Annotated in this window: 17 protein-coding genes and 1 tRNA gene; 16 read left to right on the forward strand and 2 right to left on the reverse strand. The window is 47.1% G+C overall.

From position 1 onward, the window contains the following. Nucleotides 1-11 precede the first annotated feature (11 nt). The 15 genes from NL626_RS03330 to NL626_RS03400 are packed head-to-tail and all read left to right on the forward strand — an operon-like array spanning nucleotide 12 to nucleotide 13,720. Entirely contained in the window at nucleotides 12-272 is a 261-nt protein-coding gene (locus tag NL626_RS03330) for a phosphopantetheine-binding protein (protein ID WP_005382278.1), read from the forward strand. A 15-nt stretch (nucleotides 273-287) separates the two neighbouring features. Continuing rightward, nucleotides 288-545 (forward strand): acyl carrier protein, encoded by a 258-nt coding sequence (locus tag NL626_RS03335; protein WP_086046591.1) that lies wholly within the window; start codon nucleotides 288-290, stop codon nucleotides 543-545. Continuing rightward, a complete protein-coding gene (locus NL626_RS03340) occupies nucleotides 545-1,105 on the forward strand; it encodes a hypothetical protein (protein WP_005388307.1) in 561 nt (186 codons plus the stop codon). The genes NL626_RS03335 and NL626_RS03340 overlap by 1 nt, the downstream gene beginning before the upstream one ends. A gap of 4 nt (nucleotides 1,106-1,109) precedes the next feature. Further along, complete coding sequence (locus NL626_RS03345; RefSeq protein WP_253656983.1) at nucleotides 1,110-2,510, forward strand: AMP-binding protein; 1,401 nt, start codon at nucleotides 1,110-1,112, stop codon at nucleotides 2,508-2,510. A 10-nt stretch (nucleotides 2,511-2,520) separates the two neighbouring features. Next, nucleotides 2,521-2,889, forward strand: a complete 369-nt coding sequence (locus NL626_RS03350; protein WP_005388312.1) for a hypothetical protein — start codon at nucleotides 2,521-2,523, stop codon at nucleotides 2,887-2,889. After that, a complete protein-coding gene (locus NL626_RS03355) occupies nucleotides 2,882-4,588 on the forward strand; it encodes a glycosyltransferase family 2 protein (protein ID WP_253656984.1) in 1,707 nt (568 codons plus the stop codon). Before NL626_RS03350 ends, NL626_RS03355 begins: the two co-directional genes overlap by 8 nt. Further along, nucleotides 4,572-6,125: a histidine ammonia-lyase gene (gene hutH, locus NL626_RS03360; RefSeq protein ID WP_005396014.1), complete on the forward strand. Its 1,554-nt coding sequence runs from the start codon at nucleotides 4,572-4,574 to the stop codon at nucleotides 6,123-6,125. The genes NL626_RS03355 and hutH overlap by 17 nt, the downstream gene beginning before the upstream one ends. Beyond that, complete coding sequence (locus NL626_RS03365) at nucleotides 6,125-6,571, forward strand: thioesterase family protein (RefSeq protein ID WP_005388315.1); 447 nt, start codon at nucleotides 6,125-6,127, stop codon at nucleotides 6,569-6,571. The genes hutH and NL626_RS03365 overlap by 1 nt, the downstream gene beginning before the upstream one ends. Beyond that, nucleotides 6,571-7,191: an outer membrane lipoprotein carrier protein LolA gene (locus NL626_RS03370; protein WP_025766971.1), complete on the forward strand. Its 621-nt coding sequence runs from the start codon at nucleotides 6,571-6,573 to the stop codon at nucleotides 7,189-7,191. The genes NL626_RS03365 and NL626_RS03370 overlap by 1 nt, the downstream gene beginning before the upstream one ends. Then, complete coding sequence (locus NL626_RS03375; RefSeq protein ID WP_253656985.1) at nucleotides 7,163-9,505, forward strand: MMPL family transporter; 2,343 nt, start codon at nucleotides 7,163-7,165, stop codon at nucleotides 9,503-9,505. The genes NL626_RS03370 and NL626_RS03375 overlap by 29 nt, the downstream gene beginning before the upstream one ends. Next, nucleotides 9,502-10,113: a DUF3261 domain-containing protein gene (locus NL626_RS03380; protein ID WP_005388318.1), complete on the forward strand. Its 612-nt coding sequence runs from the start codon at nucleotides 9,502-9,504 to the stop codon at nucleotides 10,111-10,113. Before NL626_RS03375 ends, NL626_RS03380 begins: the two co-directional genes overlap by 4 nt. A gap of 20 nt (nucleotides 10,114-10,133) precedes the next feature. Further along, a complete protein-coding gene (locus tag NL626_RS03385) occupies nucleotides 10,134-11,321 on the forward strand; it encodes a beta-ketoacyl-[acyl-carrier-protein] synthase family protein (protein WP_253656986.1) in 1,188 nt (395 codons plus the stop codon). Further along, on the forward strand, nucleotides 11,314-11,778 hold the full coding sequence (locus tag NL626_RS03390; RefSeq protein WP_005388322.1) for a hotdog family protein: 465 nt from the start codon (nucleotides 11,314-11,316) through the stop codon (nucleotides 11,776-11,778). Before NL626_RS03385 ends, NL626_RS03390 begins: the two co-directional genes overlap by 8 nt. After that, nucleotides 11,775-12,500, forward strand: coding sequence for a 3-oxoacyl-ACP reductase FabG (gene fabG, locus NL626_RS03395; RefSeq protein WP_005388326.1), 726 nt, complete (start codon nucleotides 11,775-11,777; stop codon nucleotides 12,498-12,500). Before NL626_RS03390 ends, fabG begins: the two co-directional genes overlap by 4 nt. Next, entirely contained in the window at nucleotides 12,497-13,720 is a 1,224-nt protein-coding gene (locus NL626_RS03400) for a beta-ketoacyl-ACP synthase (RefSeq protein WP_205460859.1), read from the forward strand. Before fabG ends, NL626_RS03400 begins: the two co-directional genes overlap by 4 nt. 185 nt (nucleotides 13,721-13,905) lie before the next feature. On the opposite strand, the gene NL626_RS03405 is transcribed toward NL626_RS03400, so the two are convergent. Next, nucleotides 13,906-13,982: transfer RNA gene (locus NL626_RS03405), tRNA-Arg, on the reverse strand. A 203-nt stretch (nucleotides 13,983-14,185) separates the two neighbouring features. Here NL626_RS03405 and folD point away from each other — a divergent pair. After that, nucleotides 14,186-15,046, forward strand: a complete 861-nt coding sequence (gene folD, locus NL626_RS03410) for a bifunctional methylenetetrahydrofolate dehydrogenase/methenyltetrahydrofolate cyclohydrolase FolD (RefSeq protein WP_005382297.1) — start codon at nucleotides 14,186-14,188, stop codon at nucleotides 15,044-15,046. A 68-nt stretch (nucleotides 15,047-15,114) separates the two neighbouring features. Here the strand turns inward: folD and NL626_RS03415 are convergent, their stop codons facing one another. Then, nucleotides 15,115-16,314 (reverse strand): NupC/NupG family nucleoside CNT transporter, encoded by a 1,200-nt coding sequence (locus NL626_RS03415; RefSeq protein WP_253656987.1) that lies wholly within the window; start codon nucleotides 16,312-16,314, stop codon nucleotides 15,115-15,117. Nucleotides 16,315-16,482 lie beyond the last annotated feature (168 nt).

Genomic DNA, 16,482 nt, shown 5'->3' on the forward strand with positions numbered 1-16,482 from the left:
AGCAGGTCCCAGTGGAACAGTTACACAACGACATTAAGCAACTTATTATTGATGCTTTAAACCTTGAAGATTTAACCGTAGATGATATTGAAACGGATGCACCACTTTTTGGTGATGGACTTGGCTTAGATTCTATCGACGCGCTTGAGCTTGGACTCGCAATAAAAAAACAATACAACATCGTTATTGATGCCGACGACTCAAATACGCGCGAACACTTTGCGTCTGTAGCAAATCTAGCGAAATACGTTTCTTCTCAAACTAATGAATAAGTTGTAGGTATATTCATGACTGATGTAAATAAAGATCAAGTATTTGAACAAGTTAAAGATGCGCTTGTTGAGCTGTTCGAAATTGACGCAGCCGAAATTCAATCAGATGCGCACTTATACCAAGATCTCGATCTTGATAGCATTGACGCCGTTGATTTGGTCGTACACCTACAGAATGTCACTGGCAAAAAAATCAAGCCAGCAGAGTTTAGTGCAGTAAGAACCGTTGACGATGTGGTTAACGCTGTTACTGAGTTATTGAAGGAAAGTTAATGCGCCAATTGCTGACTGGTCTGTCTGCAATTGTACTGCTTGCCTACCCCTTCGCCGTCTATTTCGGTATAGATAAATATGGCTTGAACTTAGTTGGGGGCTTGTTAATTGCTGCGTTACTTTTGCGTGTTTTCGTCGTAAATAAGACCCCACTAAAAGAGTTTAAATTCTTGGCGCTCGCTACGGGCGCTGTTGGCATTGTTCTAATTACACTTGGCATGGTGTTTAAACAACACGGGTGGCTTCAGTTTTACCCTGTCGTTGTCAATTTATGTATGCTGTGTGTATTTGGACTGAGCTTAAAACAGCCGCAATCGATCATAGAGAGGCTTGCTCGCTTGCAAGAACCCGACCTTCCGGCTAGTGGCGTGGCTTACACTCGCAAAGTGACGATGGTTTGGTGCGCCTTTTTTACGCTCAACGCTGCCGTTGCACTCTATACCTGTTTCCTACCAGTAAAAATATGGACGCTTTATAACGGCCTCATCAGCTACTTACTTGCTGGTGGCTTGTTCGCTGGAGAATGGATCGTGCGTCAATTTGTTCGAAAGGAACACTAATCGTATGAATACAACGTATTCGAGCTTTACCTCCCTAGCGACCTTGTTCATCGCGGAGAGGTCTGAGCAATCCCCAGTCTCTTACGATCGCGATACGGTTATCACGTGGGGTGATTTCCAACAGCACGTCGCAACACTTACTCAACAGCTAGAAACCCAACCAACGCAAAACATTGCGTTGTGTTTTGGCAACAGCTACCTGTTTGCCGTTGGCTTTTTTGCTTGTTGTTATGCAGGAAAATCCATTGTATTACCTGGTAATTACCAACCAGAAGCACTCAAAGAGCTCAGTGAGCACTACGATTTGTTGCTGCATGATGCCGATGTCTCGGCTCCAAAACTCGTGAGCTCGCTTTTGATCGAAGCTCAATCATTGCTAGAAACCACCGTGATTAGCGAGCCAGAGGCCAAACAACCTTATTTTTGGCGTGAATTAAACCTGGCAGAAATACCAGTAACGCTATTTACTTCGGGTTCAAGCGGCACACCAAAAGCCATTGCAAAAACGCTGAAACAGCTCGATATCGAAGTTGCTATTCTAGATAACCTGTGGGGCGACACGGTTGCCAGCACACGCGTTGAAAGCACCGTCTCTCATCAGCACATTTACGGCTTGCTGTTTCGTGTATTGTGGCCTTTGTGTTCTGCACGTCCATTTTCAGCACCCAACCTTGAGTTCCCAGAGCAAATTGTCCATCACGCCGATGTTGACACCACGCTAGTAAGCAGCCCTGCGTTACTAAAACGACTCGGTGAAGAGCATAATCCGGTTGCGATTCGGTGCGTATTTTCTTCTGGTGGCCCCCTGCCAAACCAAGCCGCGCAACACAGCCAGCTGTTGTTTGGGTCACTTCCTATTGAAGTTTTTGGCAGCACAGAAACCGGCGGCATCGCTTACCGTCAGCAGCACGTAGCCAGCACTCCCTGGACGTTATTCCCTGGTGTTGAAGCCGAGCTTAACCATGAGAATTGTTTAAAGCTCCGCTCGCCACACATTGATGAAAACACTTGGTACCAAACTGCGGATGAATGCTATTTCCATGATAGTATTTCTTTTGAATTGCGTGGACGCACTGACCGAATCGTCAAAGTCGAAGAAAAGCGTATTTCCCTTGTCGAAGTGGAAAAACGTTTAGAGCAATTGCCGTGGGTTCAAGAAAGCGTGGTGATCCCAATGGAAGAATCTGGTCGCCTCACGTTAGTCTCGATCATCGTACTTAACGATAAAGGCAGCGATGTGCTTAATGAACTTGGTAAAGGCAAATTTTGGCTTGAGCTTCGCAAGGCACTGCGCAATTGGCTAGAACCGATCGCTATCCCGAGAAAATTCCGAGTGGTCGCCGAAATTCCATTGAACAGCCAAGGCAAACGCCAAGTTGCTGAAATTGAAAAACTATTCCAATAAAGCTAGTAACATGGATAAAAGAAAACCAACCATTCAGAATATTGAAGTGAGTGACCACACCGCAGAGCTTTCGCTGCGTGTGGATGCTGACATCTTAGATTTCCAAGGTCATTTCAGTGACTTTCCTCTTTTACCCGGCGTCACTCAAATTGACTGGGCGTTGTTCTACGCCGTTCAATATTTGAACACTCCCAAGGTATTTAAAGGAATGGAAGTCATCAAGTTTCAAGAGCCGATTCTGCCAAACGCCGACGTTTGTCTCTCACTCTCTTGGGACAATGAGCGCGAGAAATTGGCCTTTAAGTACACATCGAAAAACGGTGAAACCTTGGTGACTCACTCTTCAGGCAAAATGAAACTGGGTGAGTCACGTGAGTGATTACCGTCCCTGCTTTTTAATTCCTTGCTACAACCACGGCAGCACAATTGCAGACGTGGTTGCGTCGTTATTCTCTTTCGATTTGCCAGTGCTTGTCGTGGACGACGGCAGCAATGAAGACACCAAACAAGCACTTTCAGCGTTGAGTGAGCAAGGGCTGATAAAACTGATTAGTTTGAGTGAAAACCAAGGCAAAGGTGGCGCGGTGATGGCAGGCCTACATCAAGCTCACCAACTTGGTTTTACGCACACCATTCAAATCGACGCAGATGGTCAGCACGACCTAGAAGCATTGCCGAAATTGCTCAGCGCCAGCGAAACAAAACCAGATAACCTGATTTCGGGCCAACCGATATACGACGAGAGCGTACCCAAATCCCGTTTGTATGGTCGCTACGCTACACACGTTTGGGTGTGGATAGAAACCTTGTCACTGTCTATCAAAGACAGCATGTGCGGTTTTCGCGCCTACCCAGTGGCGAAAACGGTCGCCGTGTTGAACAAGTACAGCATCGGCAAACGCATGGATTTTGATATCGAAATTCTAGTGCGAATGTATTGGGAAGGCGTCGACATTGATTTTGTTCCAACGCGCGTGATCTACCCTGAAGGTGGCATTTCCCACTTCGACGCATTGTGGGACAACATCAAGATAAGCTGGATGCACACTCGCCTATTTTTTGGCATGTTGCCGCGCATTCCTTCGCTACTCGCCAGAAAGCGCAGTCACACAGACGACAGCAATGCCCACTGGTCGAAACGAAAAGAACAAGGCACGATTTTAGGCATCAAAACCTTGCTCGCGGTTTACCGCTTGTTCGGCAGAAAAGCGTTTGACCTGATTTTAAAATTAGTCATGCGCTACTACCACTTCACGGGTAAATCTGCCCGTGAAGCGTCTGAGATTTACCTGCAAAACTTGCAGCGCTACGCAGCGCAGCAGAACATCGCACTGCCAAAACAGTTGGACAGCTATCATCATCTGCTTTCTTTTGGGCGTACCATGCTCGACAAACTGGCAGCATGGCAAGGTGACTTTAATGTCGACAACCTAACCATTCACGGCCAACATCATTTCGAAGAGATGGCGCAGAAAAAACAAGGCGTGCTCATATTAGGCTCGCACCTTGGCAATATCGAACTCTGCCGCGCGCTTGGTCGTCGACACTCTCATGTCAAAATCAATGCCTTGGTATTTACCCAACACGCTGAACAATTTAATGCGGTAATGAAGGCGGTAAACCCAAATTCGGAACTGAATCTAATTCAAGTCAGCTCAATGGGACCAGACACCGCGATTCTGCTTCAACAAAAAATCGAGCAAGGCGAATGGGTGGTGATCGTTGGCGATCGCACTTCCACCAGCAAAGAAAATCGTGTCGTTTGGGCAGATTTTCTTGGTAAACGTGCACCATTCCCGCAAGGCCCATTCATGCTAGCCTCGGTATTAAAAGCGCCGGTTTACCTACTCTTCGGCCTACGCGACGATGAAGCGAACACTCCGCATTTTAATGTGTACTTTGAACACTTTAGTGACCAAATCACGCTACCGCGCAAGGAACGTCAGCAGGCACTAGAACACGTTGTTCAACAGTACGCACACAGATTAGAACACCACACACTGCAAGCGCCGTTACAGTGGTACAACTTTTTTAACTTCTGGACTTTAAGTAATCAGCCACATGACAAACAACAATAATCACAACATCACTTTTGGTGCCCAATCTTTAACCATCGAAGATGTCGTTGCCATTGCTCAAGGTGCAAAGGCAAACATGAACACCTCGCCAGAATTTACCGCGAAAATTGATCGTGGCGTGGCGTTTCTGGAACGATTACTGAAAGAAGAAGGCGTTATTTACGGCGTGACTACGGGTTACGGCGATTCATGTACTGTGGCGATTCCACCCGCTCTTGTGGATGAACTTCCGTTGCACCTTACACGCTTCCATGGTTGTGGCTTAGGTCAAATCCTTTCTCATGAGCAAGCTCGTGCGGTGCTGGCAACACGTTTATGTTCATTGTCGCAAGGCGTATCTGGCGTGTCTCACGATCTGTTGAACCAAATCGTTACGCTTATCAACCACGACATTGCGCCGCGTATTCCACAAGAGGGCTCGGTGGGCGCAAGTGGCGATTTAACGCCTCTGTCTTACCTAGCGGCGACCTTAATTGGCGAGCGTGAAGTGCTTTACAAAGGCGATGTGCGACCAACACAAGAAGTATTTGCAGAGCTGGACATTGAGCCAATTCGCCTAAAACCAAAAGAAGGTTTGGCGTTAATGAACGGTACATCCGTGATGACTGCCCTCGCCTGTCTTGCCTACAAACGCGCAGAATACCTAGCTCAGCTATGCACCAAGATTACCGCGATGGTCTCTGTGGGTATGCAAGGTAATGACTTCCACTTTGATGAAGCGCTGTTTGCGGTAAAACCTCACCCTGGTCAACAGCAAGTTGCGGCTTGGCTGCGTGATGATCTTAATGCTGAACGTCCGCCACGCAATAGCGACCGACTGCAAGATCGTTACTCGCTGCGTTGTGCGCCACACGTGATTGGCATGGTGCAAGACTCACTGCCTTGGCTACGTCAATTGATTGAGAATGAACTAAATAGTGCCAACGACAATCCAATCATCGATGGCGACAACGAGCGCGTTCTGCACGGCGGTCACTTCTACGGTGGTCATATCGCAATGGCGATGGATACGTTGAAAGTGAACATTGCCAACTTAGCTGATTTGCTGGACCGTCAGATGGCGCAACTGATGGATTACAAGTTCAATAACGGCCTGCCGTTTAACTTAACCGGTGCAGAAGGCGAGCGTAAACCGATCAACCACGGCTTTAAAGCGGTTCAGATTGGTATCTCAGCTTGGACGGCAGAAGCGTTGAAAAACACCATGCCAGCAAGCGTTTTTTCTCGCTCAACCGAATGTCACAACCAAGACAAAGTGAGCATGGGCACCATTGCGGCTCGTGACTGCCTACGCGTACTTGAGTTAACAGAGCAAGTTGCTGCGGCTTCACTCCTAGCAAGCGTTCAAGCGGTTGAGATTCGTCGTCGTCATAACGAATTGGACGAACACCACATGAGTCAGAGTTTGCGAGTAATTCGTGACGCCGTGCTGAGCGAGTTTGAGTTTGTGATTGAAGATCGCCCATTGGAACAAGATTTGCGTCATTTCATTGAACGCATTCAGCAACGTCATTGGCCACTCTACGCGGAGGTATAATGCAAGAGCAGGTTCTCTACCCATTAGAAGCGGAGGTGACTATGGTCACCTCATTCCAAGATGCTGACCCGATGGGCGTGATATATCACGGCAACTTCTTTCGGTATTTTGAAGAAGCGCGTCGTGTGCTGATGGAGAAGATCCAATACAGCTATCGCGATATGCAAGACTCTGGGTATATGTGGCCGATCATCGACACGCGCGTTAAATACGTCAAGGCGATTCCGTTTAATCACACCATTCGCATTACCGCGCAACTCACGGAGTGGGAAAACCGCTTGCGTGTGGATTACGTGATTTACGACGCCGAAACGAATCAACGTATGTGCAAAGCGCATACAACGCAAGTCGCCGTATCCATTGAAAAGCAAGAGATGTGCTTTGTTTCTCCAGCAGTCTTTTTAGATAAAGTAGAGCAATGGCACAACCATGGGAGCCTGAACTAATGCAAAAGTGGTTACTCTCTTTTTTGTTGATATTTTCTGTTCCAGCACTGGCCACACCGACAGCAAACGTAACGGATTTGGCATCGCTTCAACAGCAGTTGTCTCAGCATGAAATCGTACGCGGAGATTTTACGCAGCAGCGTCATCTGGAAATGTTTAGTCAACCTTTAACCTCTAAAGGTCAGTTCACACTGAGCAAAACACATGGCTTGTTGTGGCAACAAACTGAACCTTTCGCAGTCAATTTGGTATTGACGGAAAACAAACTTCGTCAGACTTTTGCCGACCAAGCTCCGAAAACGATTTCTGCTGAAGAAAACCCAATGGCGTTCTACTTTAGCCATGTGTTTTTATCCGTGTTCCACGGGGATACTTCTGCACTGCAAGAACAATTCACACTCGATTTTTCAGTTGAGAACAATCAATGGCAGCTCGTTTTAGTGCCAAAACAGTCGCCATTAAATGCGGTGTTTCAATCCATCACTCTTTCCGGTAAAACGCACATTGATCGCCTAACCCTACAAGAGCTGCGTGGCGATAAGACCGAAATCACGTATACGAACCAGACCTCTCTACCTCAGGAACTCACGGATGCCGAAGACGCTCAATTCCGTTTCTAAACTCAGTCTTGGCACTCACACCTTTGCTCTGGTTTGGCTCAATCTCGTTGTTTTAGCGGGCGCGTTGCTACTCAAACAATGGGTTTGGAGTGCAGAATCTCCGATTGAGACCAACATTTTAAAACTGCTGCCGAAGATCCAACAAAACCCGGTGGCTGAGCAAGCCTTTGAGTCGGTCTCGGCAAGTATGAGCGACAAAGTCATTTTCGTGATCACAGCGCCGGACAAAAATGCCCTTTTTGCAGCGGCCACTGAATTTGATAAGGGGTTACGACAAAGTAATCATTTTCGCGATGTGGTGGGAAAAATCTCACCTCAAGAGCAGCAAGCTTGGGCGAGTTACTACTTTAAGCACCGTTTCCAATTGCTGACGCCTGAACAACGAGAGCGTTTAAGCAAAAATCCAGAACAGCAAGTGCAGCATGTGATTCAGTCTCTGTACAACCCGTTTTCTGGAGTGACTGGGCAAGAGTTACAAAATGATCCTTTCTTGCTATTTCGTGATTATTTAAGCCAAGTTACCCAGCAATCGTCCTCTTTCCGATTGGATAACGGCTATCTGTCCGTCGAAAAAGACGGTGCTCAATACTTGCTTATTACTGCTGAGCTAAAAGACTCGCCTTATAGCCTAACTGGGCAGCTTGCCGTCCCTGACATTCAAGCGCTAGAGCAAAGCGTCGCGCAGAAATATGGCGCTGAAGTCGCACATACTGGCGTTCTATTTTACGCCGACTTTGGTACGCAAAGTGCAAAATCGGAGATCAGTACCATCGGTGTGTTCTCTCTGCTCGGTATCATTGCATTGTTCGTATTGGTCTTTCGTAGTGTGGTGCCACTGTCTCTCGCACTGCTTTCAATCACCATTGGCTTGCTCGTTGCGTTGTCCGTTACGACGTGGATTTTTGGAAAAGTCCATCTGTTCAGCTTAGTGTTTGGCGCAAGTTTGATCGGCGTGTCTATCGACTACGCATTCCACTACCTAACCGAACGCCTTGCGGCGGGAAATGAATGGGATAGCGAGCAAGGGTTAAAGCATATTTTCATAGCGATCACACTTGGCTTAATCACCAGTTTGATCGGCTATTTGGGCATGTTAGTGGCGCCGTTTCCTGGTTTGCAGCAGCTTGCGCTGTTTTCATCCATTGGTCTGATTGCCGCTTACATCACAGTGGTAGCTTGGTATCCGATACTGGCTCGTAACCCATCGCGCACCATTTCGAATTTACCGGGACAATCACTGTTGGCGAAATGGTTAACACTTTGGAATCAACCTCGAATTAAAGTCGGATTACCGATGTTATGTGTGGTTGCGAGTGGTTTTTTCTTGCTGCAATTGAACTACGATGACGACATTCGTCTGCTGCAAACGATGCCGAAAGATCTCAAGCAGCAAGAAACCTTGATTACGACGCTCAGTGGCATGCAATCTTCGCAGCAAATGTTGGTCGTTACCGCCGACGATGACGAAAGCCTAATGAAAAAGCTGGAGTCTTTGATACCAACTTTAGAAGCGTGGAAAGCGGACAGCACCATCGAAAGCTACCAGAGCCTGAGCCGCTACTTGAGCTCAGTGGAACGTCAGCAACAAGACTATCAATTGATTCGCGATCTTTACGCGACACAATCCAGCCCACTTACTTCCGGGCTGGGCTTAAGTAAAAAGCCCAAAATGGACGCCGACTTTATCCCTGTTACGGTTGAACAGTACTTGCAAAACCCGGTATCAGCGCCTGTACGTTTTCTTCATTTGGGTAAGATCAAAGGAAAATCGGCAACGGTAGTGGTGTTAAACCAATTGCAAGACTCCGCTGTTGTTAAGGCATTTGCCAAATCACAGTCTGATGTTGTCTACCTAAACAAAGCTGAAGAAATATCCGCCCTATTTGGTGGATACCGAATCAAAATCATGGAGCTATTGGCAGCCGCCAGTGCTGTGATCTTTCTGGTATTAATCAAGCGGTACGGTCTGCAACACAGTTGGCGAGTTTTACTGCCATCATTGATTGCTTGCGCCTGCGGTCTGGCAACTGCTGTCGCGATGGGAACAACATTAAACCTGTTCAACTTGCTTGGCTTGGTGCTCATTCTTGGTATAGGGATCGATTACACTCTGTTCTTTGCCGAGAAAGCCCGCAGTGTGAGCACACTATTGGCGATCACCCTTTCGGCAATGACCACTGTGTTGTCATTTGGATTGCTGTCACTCAGCCAAACTCACGCGATTCACAGTTTTGGCATTACGGTGTTAAGTGGTATTTTTGTCGCTTGGCTGCTCTCTCCGATTGCAATTAAAACAGAGGAAACGACGTCATGATTTTCAATCGCGCCTTTCGCTGCGCGACGTTATTCGCACTGAGCCTGTTTTTAAGTGCATGCAGCTTGGTCCCTCACCAATCGACGCCTCAGGTCGACATTGCCGAGCACACCCAAGTTAGCTTGCCCACTCCCGCAAGCTTGGGCTATCAGTTGTCTGCCAGTCAGTTAATTACGGCTTCTTGGGCAATAGATGGTAAAACCACATCTGAGCAACTTCCGGTACAACTGCAAGTGACCAACAACGAAGTGGTGCTGGCAGGCTTCTCATCCTGGGGGACAAGAGTACTCTCACTGTCTTACGATGGAGAACAAATTCAAACCGAAGTGCTCAACGGTTTACAAGGTTCGCTACCGCAGCCAGAACAGGTATTATTTAACCTGATGATCACGCTCTGGCCGAGTTCCGCTTGGGAAGGATCGTTAAATGAGGTAAGGTGGCGAATTATTGATAAAAATAATTCTCGCGCCATCTTTGATAGCGACGGTGAAAAGATCATTGAGATTCAATACAGCTCTTCTAACAAGTTAGAGGGTAAGATTGATTTTCATCACCTCAAACATCAGTTTTCAATTTCTATTCAAACACTGCAACATCAGATTAATTAAGAAAAATTTAGAATAACAATATGCCTATTCGCTCTTCTCAACCTTTGTATATTCAGGCCTGTGGCTTTCACTCTGCCATGGGACAAGATGATGCGCTCATCCACCAGTGTTTATCGGGAGCGAAGCCATCCAACATGGTGGTTGACCGAGATATTTTAAATTCAGGCCGCCAAACAGTAATCGGTCGAATCGCACAGACGTTACCGCAATTACCACCCGCACTCAGCCAGTTTGATACGAGAAACAACCGCCTCGCACTTTCGGCTTTGCAGCAAATCGAAGGCGACGTGCGTGACGCCATTGCTAAATATGGTCGTGACCGTATCGCGGTCGTGATCGGCACCAGCACATCTGGCATTTCAGATGGCGAAATCGCATTTGGTGAAAAGCTGGCAAACGGTAATTTTCCTGTCGACTACCATTACACCAAACAAGAGCTTGGAAACTGCAGCGATTTTATTGCCGCCTACTTTGATTTGAGCGGCCCACATTACTCAGTTTCAACCGCCTGTTCTTCTAGTGGTCGTGTCTTTTTAACCGCGCAACGCCTGATTCGCTCTGGCATTGTTGATGCGGTCATTGTGGGTGGTGTGGATAGCATTTGTCGCCTCACACTAAACGGCTTTAACGGTTTAGAAGCTCTATCCGATACTTTTTGCAAACCGTTTGACCAACATCGTAACGGCATCAATATCGGCGAAGCCGCAGCATTAATGTTGCTAAGCAAAACACCTGCGCCCGTTGCTCTTCTCGGAGCTGGCGACAGCTCAGACGCACACCATATTTCCGCACCACATCCAGAAGGGTTAGGCGCAGAAGAAGCGATGAAAAAAGCGTTGGCCAATGCAGGACTTACAGCGCAAGACATTGGTTACATCAACGCGCATGGCACAGCAACGCCGTTAAACGATGCGATGGAAAGCAAAGCCATTCATCGCTGCTTTGGAGACTCCGTTCCCGTAAGCTCGACAAAGCCACTTACCGGACACACATTAGGCGCAGCAAGTGCTACGGAAGCCGCGATCGCTTGGCATATTCTCAAGTACAACCTTGATTTGCCAATACAACACTGCGAAACCAAAGCAGACGATATCCATATATCGTTAGTTGAGACGCCAACCAAACTGGGTAACAAAGCGATTCTCAGCAACTCTTTTGCTTTTGGTGGCAATAATATTAGTCTTATTTTTGGTTACGCTCATGACTAAACTTCCTCCCATCGAACAACTTTTGCCACACGACAAACCAATGATCTTGGTTGATCGTGCTTTGGATGTTCAACAAGATACGATTCACTGCCAGGTTGATATCGCAGAACACAACCCGTTCTTCGACTCGACCTCTCAAACCGTGCCAGCTTACGTTGGCATTGAGTTTATGGCGCAATCTGTCGCGGCGTGGTCTGGTTACCACGCATTAATGAAGGAACAAGCGCCACCGATTGGCTTTTTGCTTGGTAGCCGTCGATACACGTCTGAATGCGATACGTTTTCTCGCGGACAGGTGCTCGATGTGTATGCTGAAAAAGTTATGGAAGATAACGGTATGGCGGTTTTTTCAGCCCGTATTGAGCTACAAGGAACTGTTGTAGCGACTTGCCAATTGAACGTTTACGTTCCATCAGAAGAAAAATTACAAGAAATGAAAATCAGGAGTCAACAATGACCCGACAAGTCCTCGTTACAGGTGCCAGCAAAGGCATCGGTAAAGCCATTGCCGTTCAATTAGCCAAAGATGGTTTCCAAGTCATTGTCCATTACATGGGCGATCAACAAGGCGCGCAAGACACCCTAAACACCATCGAACAGCATGGTGGTAGCGGTCGTCTTATCCAATTCGACATCAGTGACCGTGCAGATTGTCGTGAGAAGCTAGAAGCCGATATCGCCGAACACGGCGCTTACTATGGCGTCGTAAACAACGCTGGCATCACAAAAGATACCGCTTTCCCTGCGATGACCGAAGAAGAATGGGATGGAGTGATTCATACCAACTTAGATAGCTTCTACAACGTTCTTCACCCTTGTGTTATGCCAATGGTGCAAAAGCGCAAAGGCGGCCGAATTGTTACCCTTGCATCAGTCTCGGGCCTAATGGGGAATCGTGGTCAAACTAACTACAGCGCAGCGAAAGCGGGCGTAATTGGTGCAACAAAATCACTCGCGCTTGAACTGGCAAAACGCAAAATCACCGTCAACTGCGTTGCTCCAGGGCTTATCGACACAGGCATGGTAGACGAACACGTGAAAGAACATGCGATGCCGCAAATTCCTTTGCGCCGCATGGGAGAGCCAGAAGAAGTTGCTGGTTTAGTCAGTTACCTTATGTCTGACATCGCAGGCTATGTAACTCGCCAAGTCATTTCGGTAAACGGAGGCCTAGTATGAGCCGTCGAGTTGTTGTAACCGGAATGTCAGGCGTGACTGCGTTTGGTAACGATTGGCAATCTGTCGAACCAAAACTGCGTGACTGCCAGAACGCGACGCAATACATGCCTTCTTACGAACAGTATGAAGGTTTGAACACCAAGCTCGCGGCACCCATTTTAGATTTTGAACTGCCAAAGCACTACAAGCGTAAGCAAGTACGCGGCATGGGCCGTGTTTCCAAATTAGCGACCGTCGCAACAGAAAACGCACTGAGCCAAGCAGGTTTGATTGGTAACGGCGTACTCACCAATGGTCAAACGGGTATCGCATACGGCTCATCAACAGGCAGTACTGACGCAATCGGCGCATTTGGTGTCATGCTGAATGAGAAAACCACTAAAGCGATCACCGCAACGACTTACGTGCAGATGATGCCGCATACTACGGCAGTGAACGTTGGTCTATTTTTCGGTTTGAAAGGCCGAGTGATCCCAACCAGCAGTGCATGTACCTCTGGCAGCCAAGCAATCGGCTACGCCTACGAAGCGATCAAACATGGCTACCAAACGGTAATGGTTGCTGGTGGCGCTGAAGAATTGTGCCCAACGGAATCCGCTGTCTTCGATACCCTTTTTGCCACCAGTCTAAAGAATGAAGACCCGAAAAGCACACCAAGACCTTATGACTCCGATCGCGATGGTTTGGTGATTGGTGAAGGTGCGGGAACGCTAGTTCTGGAAGAGTACGAACACGCCGTCGCTCGTGGCGCGAAAATCTATGCAGAAATCATCGGTTTTGCCAGCAACTGTGATGCCGCACACGTCACTCAACCACAGATGGAAACCATGCAAATCTGTATGGAAATGGCTTTGCAAAACGCGGGCATTCCTGCTGAGAAGATCGACTATGTATCTGCTCACGGCACTGCCACCGACCGCGGCGATATTGCGGAAAGCAACGCAACAGCGAATGCTCTGGGCAAAGTGCCAATCAGTTCACTCAAGAGCTACTTTGGCCACACACTAGGCGCCTGTGGCGCGATTGAAGCGTGGCTAGGTTTAGAAATGATGCACACAGGTTGGTTTAACCCAACGCTCAACCTAGAAAACCTCGACGAGCAATGTGGCGATTTAGACTACATTGCCGGACAAGGCCGAGAGCTGGACGTGAAATATTTGATGAGTAACAACTTCGCCTTTGGCGGCATCAACACCTCCATCATCTTTAAAAAGATGTAATGCCCTTAATAAATGCAAAAGCGCTGGTTAACCAGCGCTTTTTTATTGGTTGCTATCCAGATTGCTAGAAATTGCAATGGCTAGAATGCCATTCAAAAGTTGTAGATAGAGTGGCAATTACAGCCAAAAACCTAAAAACGACAAAGCCCCGACAACTCAAAGAGTTATCGAGGCTTTTGAATAAATGGCACGCCCTATTGGATTCGAACCAATGACCACATCCTTAGAAGGGACGTGCTCTATCCAGCTGAGCTAAGGGCGCGCTACAGGGACAGGATTATACGAGTTCAAACGGGTAAATCAACGGGTTTTCATAACATTCTGATCTGAATGCCTAAAAAAAGTCCATTAAAACGCTTAATGTTCAAAAACACCACAAAGCAAACGTTTGCGTATGGATGTTGATAAGAAATTCTGCGACAATGCGCCGCAGATAATCTGCCTTCTTAATTTATAAGGAAAGTCATGACTGCTCAAAATATAGACGGAACTCTCATTTCCCAAACTGTTCGATCTGAAGTGGCTGCACGTGTTAAAGCACGTGTTGAAGCTGGGCTACGTGCTCCTGGTTTAGCAGTGGTTCTAGTTGGTGAAGATCCTGCTTCTCAGGTTTATGTCGGTAGCAAACGCCGCGCATGTGAAGAAGTTGGGTTTGTTTCTAAGTCTTTTGACCTTCCTGCGTCTAGCTCAGAAGAAGAGTTACTAGCGCTGATTGATGAATTAAACAACGATGATGAAATTGACGGCATTCTAGTGCAATTACCCCTTCCTGCAGGCATAGACACAACACATGTTTTAGAGCGCATTCACCCAGAGAAGGACGTGGATGGCTTCCACCCTTACAACGTTGGTCGTCTTGCGCAACGTATTCCAAAGCTTCGCTCTTGCACGCCAAAGGGCATCATTACCCTACTCGACCGTTACAACATTGAGCTACGTGGTAAACATGCGGTTGTGGTTGGCGCGTCAAACATTGTTGGTCGTCCAATGACACTTGAGCTGCTGCTTGCGGGCTGCACAACAACAACATGTCACCGTTTTACCAAAGACCTAGAGAGTCATGTGCGTCAAGCTGACGTTGTCGTGGTTGCGGTTGGTAAGCCTAACTTCATCCCTGGTGAGTGGATTAAAAAAGGCGCAGTGGTGGTCGATGTCGGTATTAACCGTCTTGATTCAGGCAAACTAGTTGGCGACGTGGAATACGACAAAGCACGTGAAAGTGCGAGCTTTATTACTCCTGTTCCTGGTGGCGTTGGCCCAATGACCGTCGCAAGTTTAATTGAGAACACGATGCTCGCTTGCGAACAGTTCCACACAGACAAATAACGTAAAACTTCAGATACGAAAAAGGCTCCGCAAGGAGCCTTTTTGCTAATTGTTGATATCTATTTCAATTACAGACTTAAAATCACGCCCGCAATCGAAGCGCTCATTAAGTTCGCCATGACACCAGCGATAATCGCACGGAAACCATGCTTAGAAACAAATGCACGCTTTTCTGGTACCAATGAGCCCAACCCACCAATCAGCATCGCCATGCTTGAGATGTTTGCAAAGCCACACAAAGCAAACGTCACGATTGCTTGTGAGTGTCCACTAAGTTGAGACTTCACTTCTGCAAGCTGGATGAAAGCGACGAACTCATTCACCACAATCTTGTTACCAATCAGCGAGCCTGCTGTGGTTGCTTCTTGCCATGGTATACCCAACAACCAAGCGACTGGCGCAAACACAAAACCTAGGATGAGCTCAAAACTTAATGGTGTCCCAATAAGATCACCTATCCAGCCTAACATGCCGTTTAGCATTGCAATGACACTAATAAACGCCAGTAACGTACCACCGACCGATACAGCAATGCGTACACCCGCCATGGCACCATCGGCTAATGCTTCTACTACGTTGGTTGCACGTGGAATTTCAACTTGGCTAATGTCGATATCTGCTGCTTTATCCGTATCTTCTGGCATTAAAATTTTTGCCATCAACAAGCCGGCAGGTGCTGACATAAATGCAGCAGCAATAAGATAGTTGAGGTCGACACCCAGTGATGCGTAACCAACCAACGTTCCGCCAGCAACTGACGCTAAACCACCTGTCATAACTGCAAAGAACTGCGAGTCAGTCATGTGTTTTAGGTAAGGCTTTACCATTAATGGTGCTTCAATGGTGCCAACAAAGATATTCGCCGTAGCAGACAAAGACTCAGCACGACCGATACCCAGCAGCTTTTGAATACCACCACCGATAAAGTTAATGATTTTTGGCATCACACCAATGTGATAAAGACCTGAGATAAGAGAGGAGAAGAAAACGATGATACCCAGAACATTGATCGCAAAGGTGAAGCCCCCTGTCGCCAAATTACCGAATAAAAACGCAATGCCCTCTTGACCATAGTTGATCAAATTCGACACAACGCTGCTCACTGAATTCAGCGCATCTCGTCCTGCTGGCACATATAAAACCAACAACGCAAACAGTACCTGCAAAGCAAACGCAAACGACACCGTTCTCAGCTTTATATTTTTTCTATTTGTAGAAAGTAGCCATGCTAGGAATAGTATGGCTACGATACCAATAATTGAGTTCATAAAATGAATCCGACAGAAGGGGGATATGGAAGGCACCGGATTGTATAGTGGACTCAAAATGCTGCAAGTTGAGGATGTTAACAATGTGAAAAGTTTAAGCGACCAATAACTGACCAACAAAATAACCAATTGAATTTATTGAAGATAAACGTTTGCTTATTTTAATTA

The organism is Vibrio sp. Y58_MX_L22, assembly GCF_024181865.1.
GTDB lineage: Bacteria > Pseudomonadota > Gammaproteobacteria > Enterobacterales > Vibrionaceae > Vibrio > Vibrio alginolyticus.

Excerpts from the sequence above, each read along its gene's own strand:
- NL626_RS03335 (WP_086046591.1), top strand. The coding sequence starts at position 288 with ATGACTGATGTAAATAAAGATCAAGTATTTGAACAAGTTAAAGATGCG.
- NL626_RS03340 (WP_005388307.1), top strand. The coding sequence starts at position 545 with ATGCGCCAATTGCTGACTGGTCTGTCTGCAATTGTACTGCTTGCCTAC.
- NL626_RS03345 (WP_253656983.1), top strand. The coding sequence starts at position 1,110 with ATGAATACAACGTATTCGAGCTTTACCTCCCTAGCGACCTTGTTCATC.
- NL626_RS03350 (WP_005388312.1), top strand. The coding sequence starts at position 2,521 with ATGGATAAAAGAAAACCAACCATTCAGAATATTGAAGTGAGTGACCAC.
- hutH (WP_005396014.1), top strand. The coding sequence starts at position 4,572 with ATGACAAACAACAATAATCACAACATCACTTTTGGTGCCCAATCTTTA.
- NL626_RS03365 (WP_005388315.1), top strand. The coding sequence starts at position 6,125 with ATGCAAGAGCAGGTTCTCTACCCATTAGAAGCGGAGGTGACTATGGTC.
- NL626_RS03370 (WP_025766971.1), top strand. The coding sequence starts at position 6,571 with ATGCAAAAGTGGTTACTCTCTTTTTTGTTGATATTTTCTGTTCCAGCA.
- NL626_RS03375 (WP_253656985.1), top strand. The coding sequence starts at position 7,163 with ATGCCGAAGACGCTCAATTCCGTTTCTAAACTCAGTCTTGGCACTCAC.
- NL626_RS03380 (WP_005388318.1), top strand. The coding sequence starts at position 9,502 with ATGATTTTCAATCGCGCCTTTCGCTGCGCGACGTTATTCGCACTGAGC.
- NL626_RS03385 (WP_253656986.1), top strand. The coding sequence starts at position 10,134 with ATGCCTATTCGCTCTTCTCAACCTTTGTATATTCAGGCCTGTGGCTTT.
- NL626_RS03390 (WP_005388322.1), top strand. The coding sequence starts at position 11,314 with ATGACTAAACTTCCTCCCATCGAACAACTTTTGCCACACGACAAACCA.
- fabG (WP_005388326.1), top strand. The coding sequence starts at position 11,775 with ATGACCCGACAAGTCCTCGTTACAGGTGCCAGCAAAGGCATCGGTAAA.
- NL626_RS03400 (WP_205460859.1), top strand. The coding sequence starts at position 12,497 with ATGAGCCGTCGAGTTGTTGTAACCGGAATGTCAGGCGTGACTGCGTTT.
- folD (WP_005382297.1), top strand. The coding sequence starts at position 14,186 with ATGACTGCTCAAAATATAGACGGAACTCTCATTTCCCAAACTGTTCGA.
- NL626_RS03415 (WP_253656987.1), bottom strand. The coding sequence starts at position 16,314 with ATGAACTCAATTATTGGTATCGTAGCCATACTATTCCTAGCATGGCTA.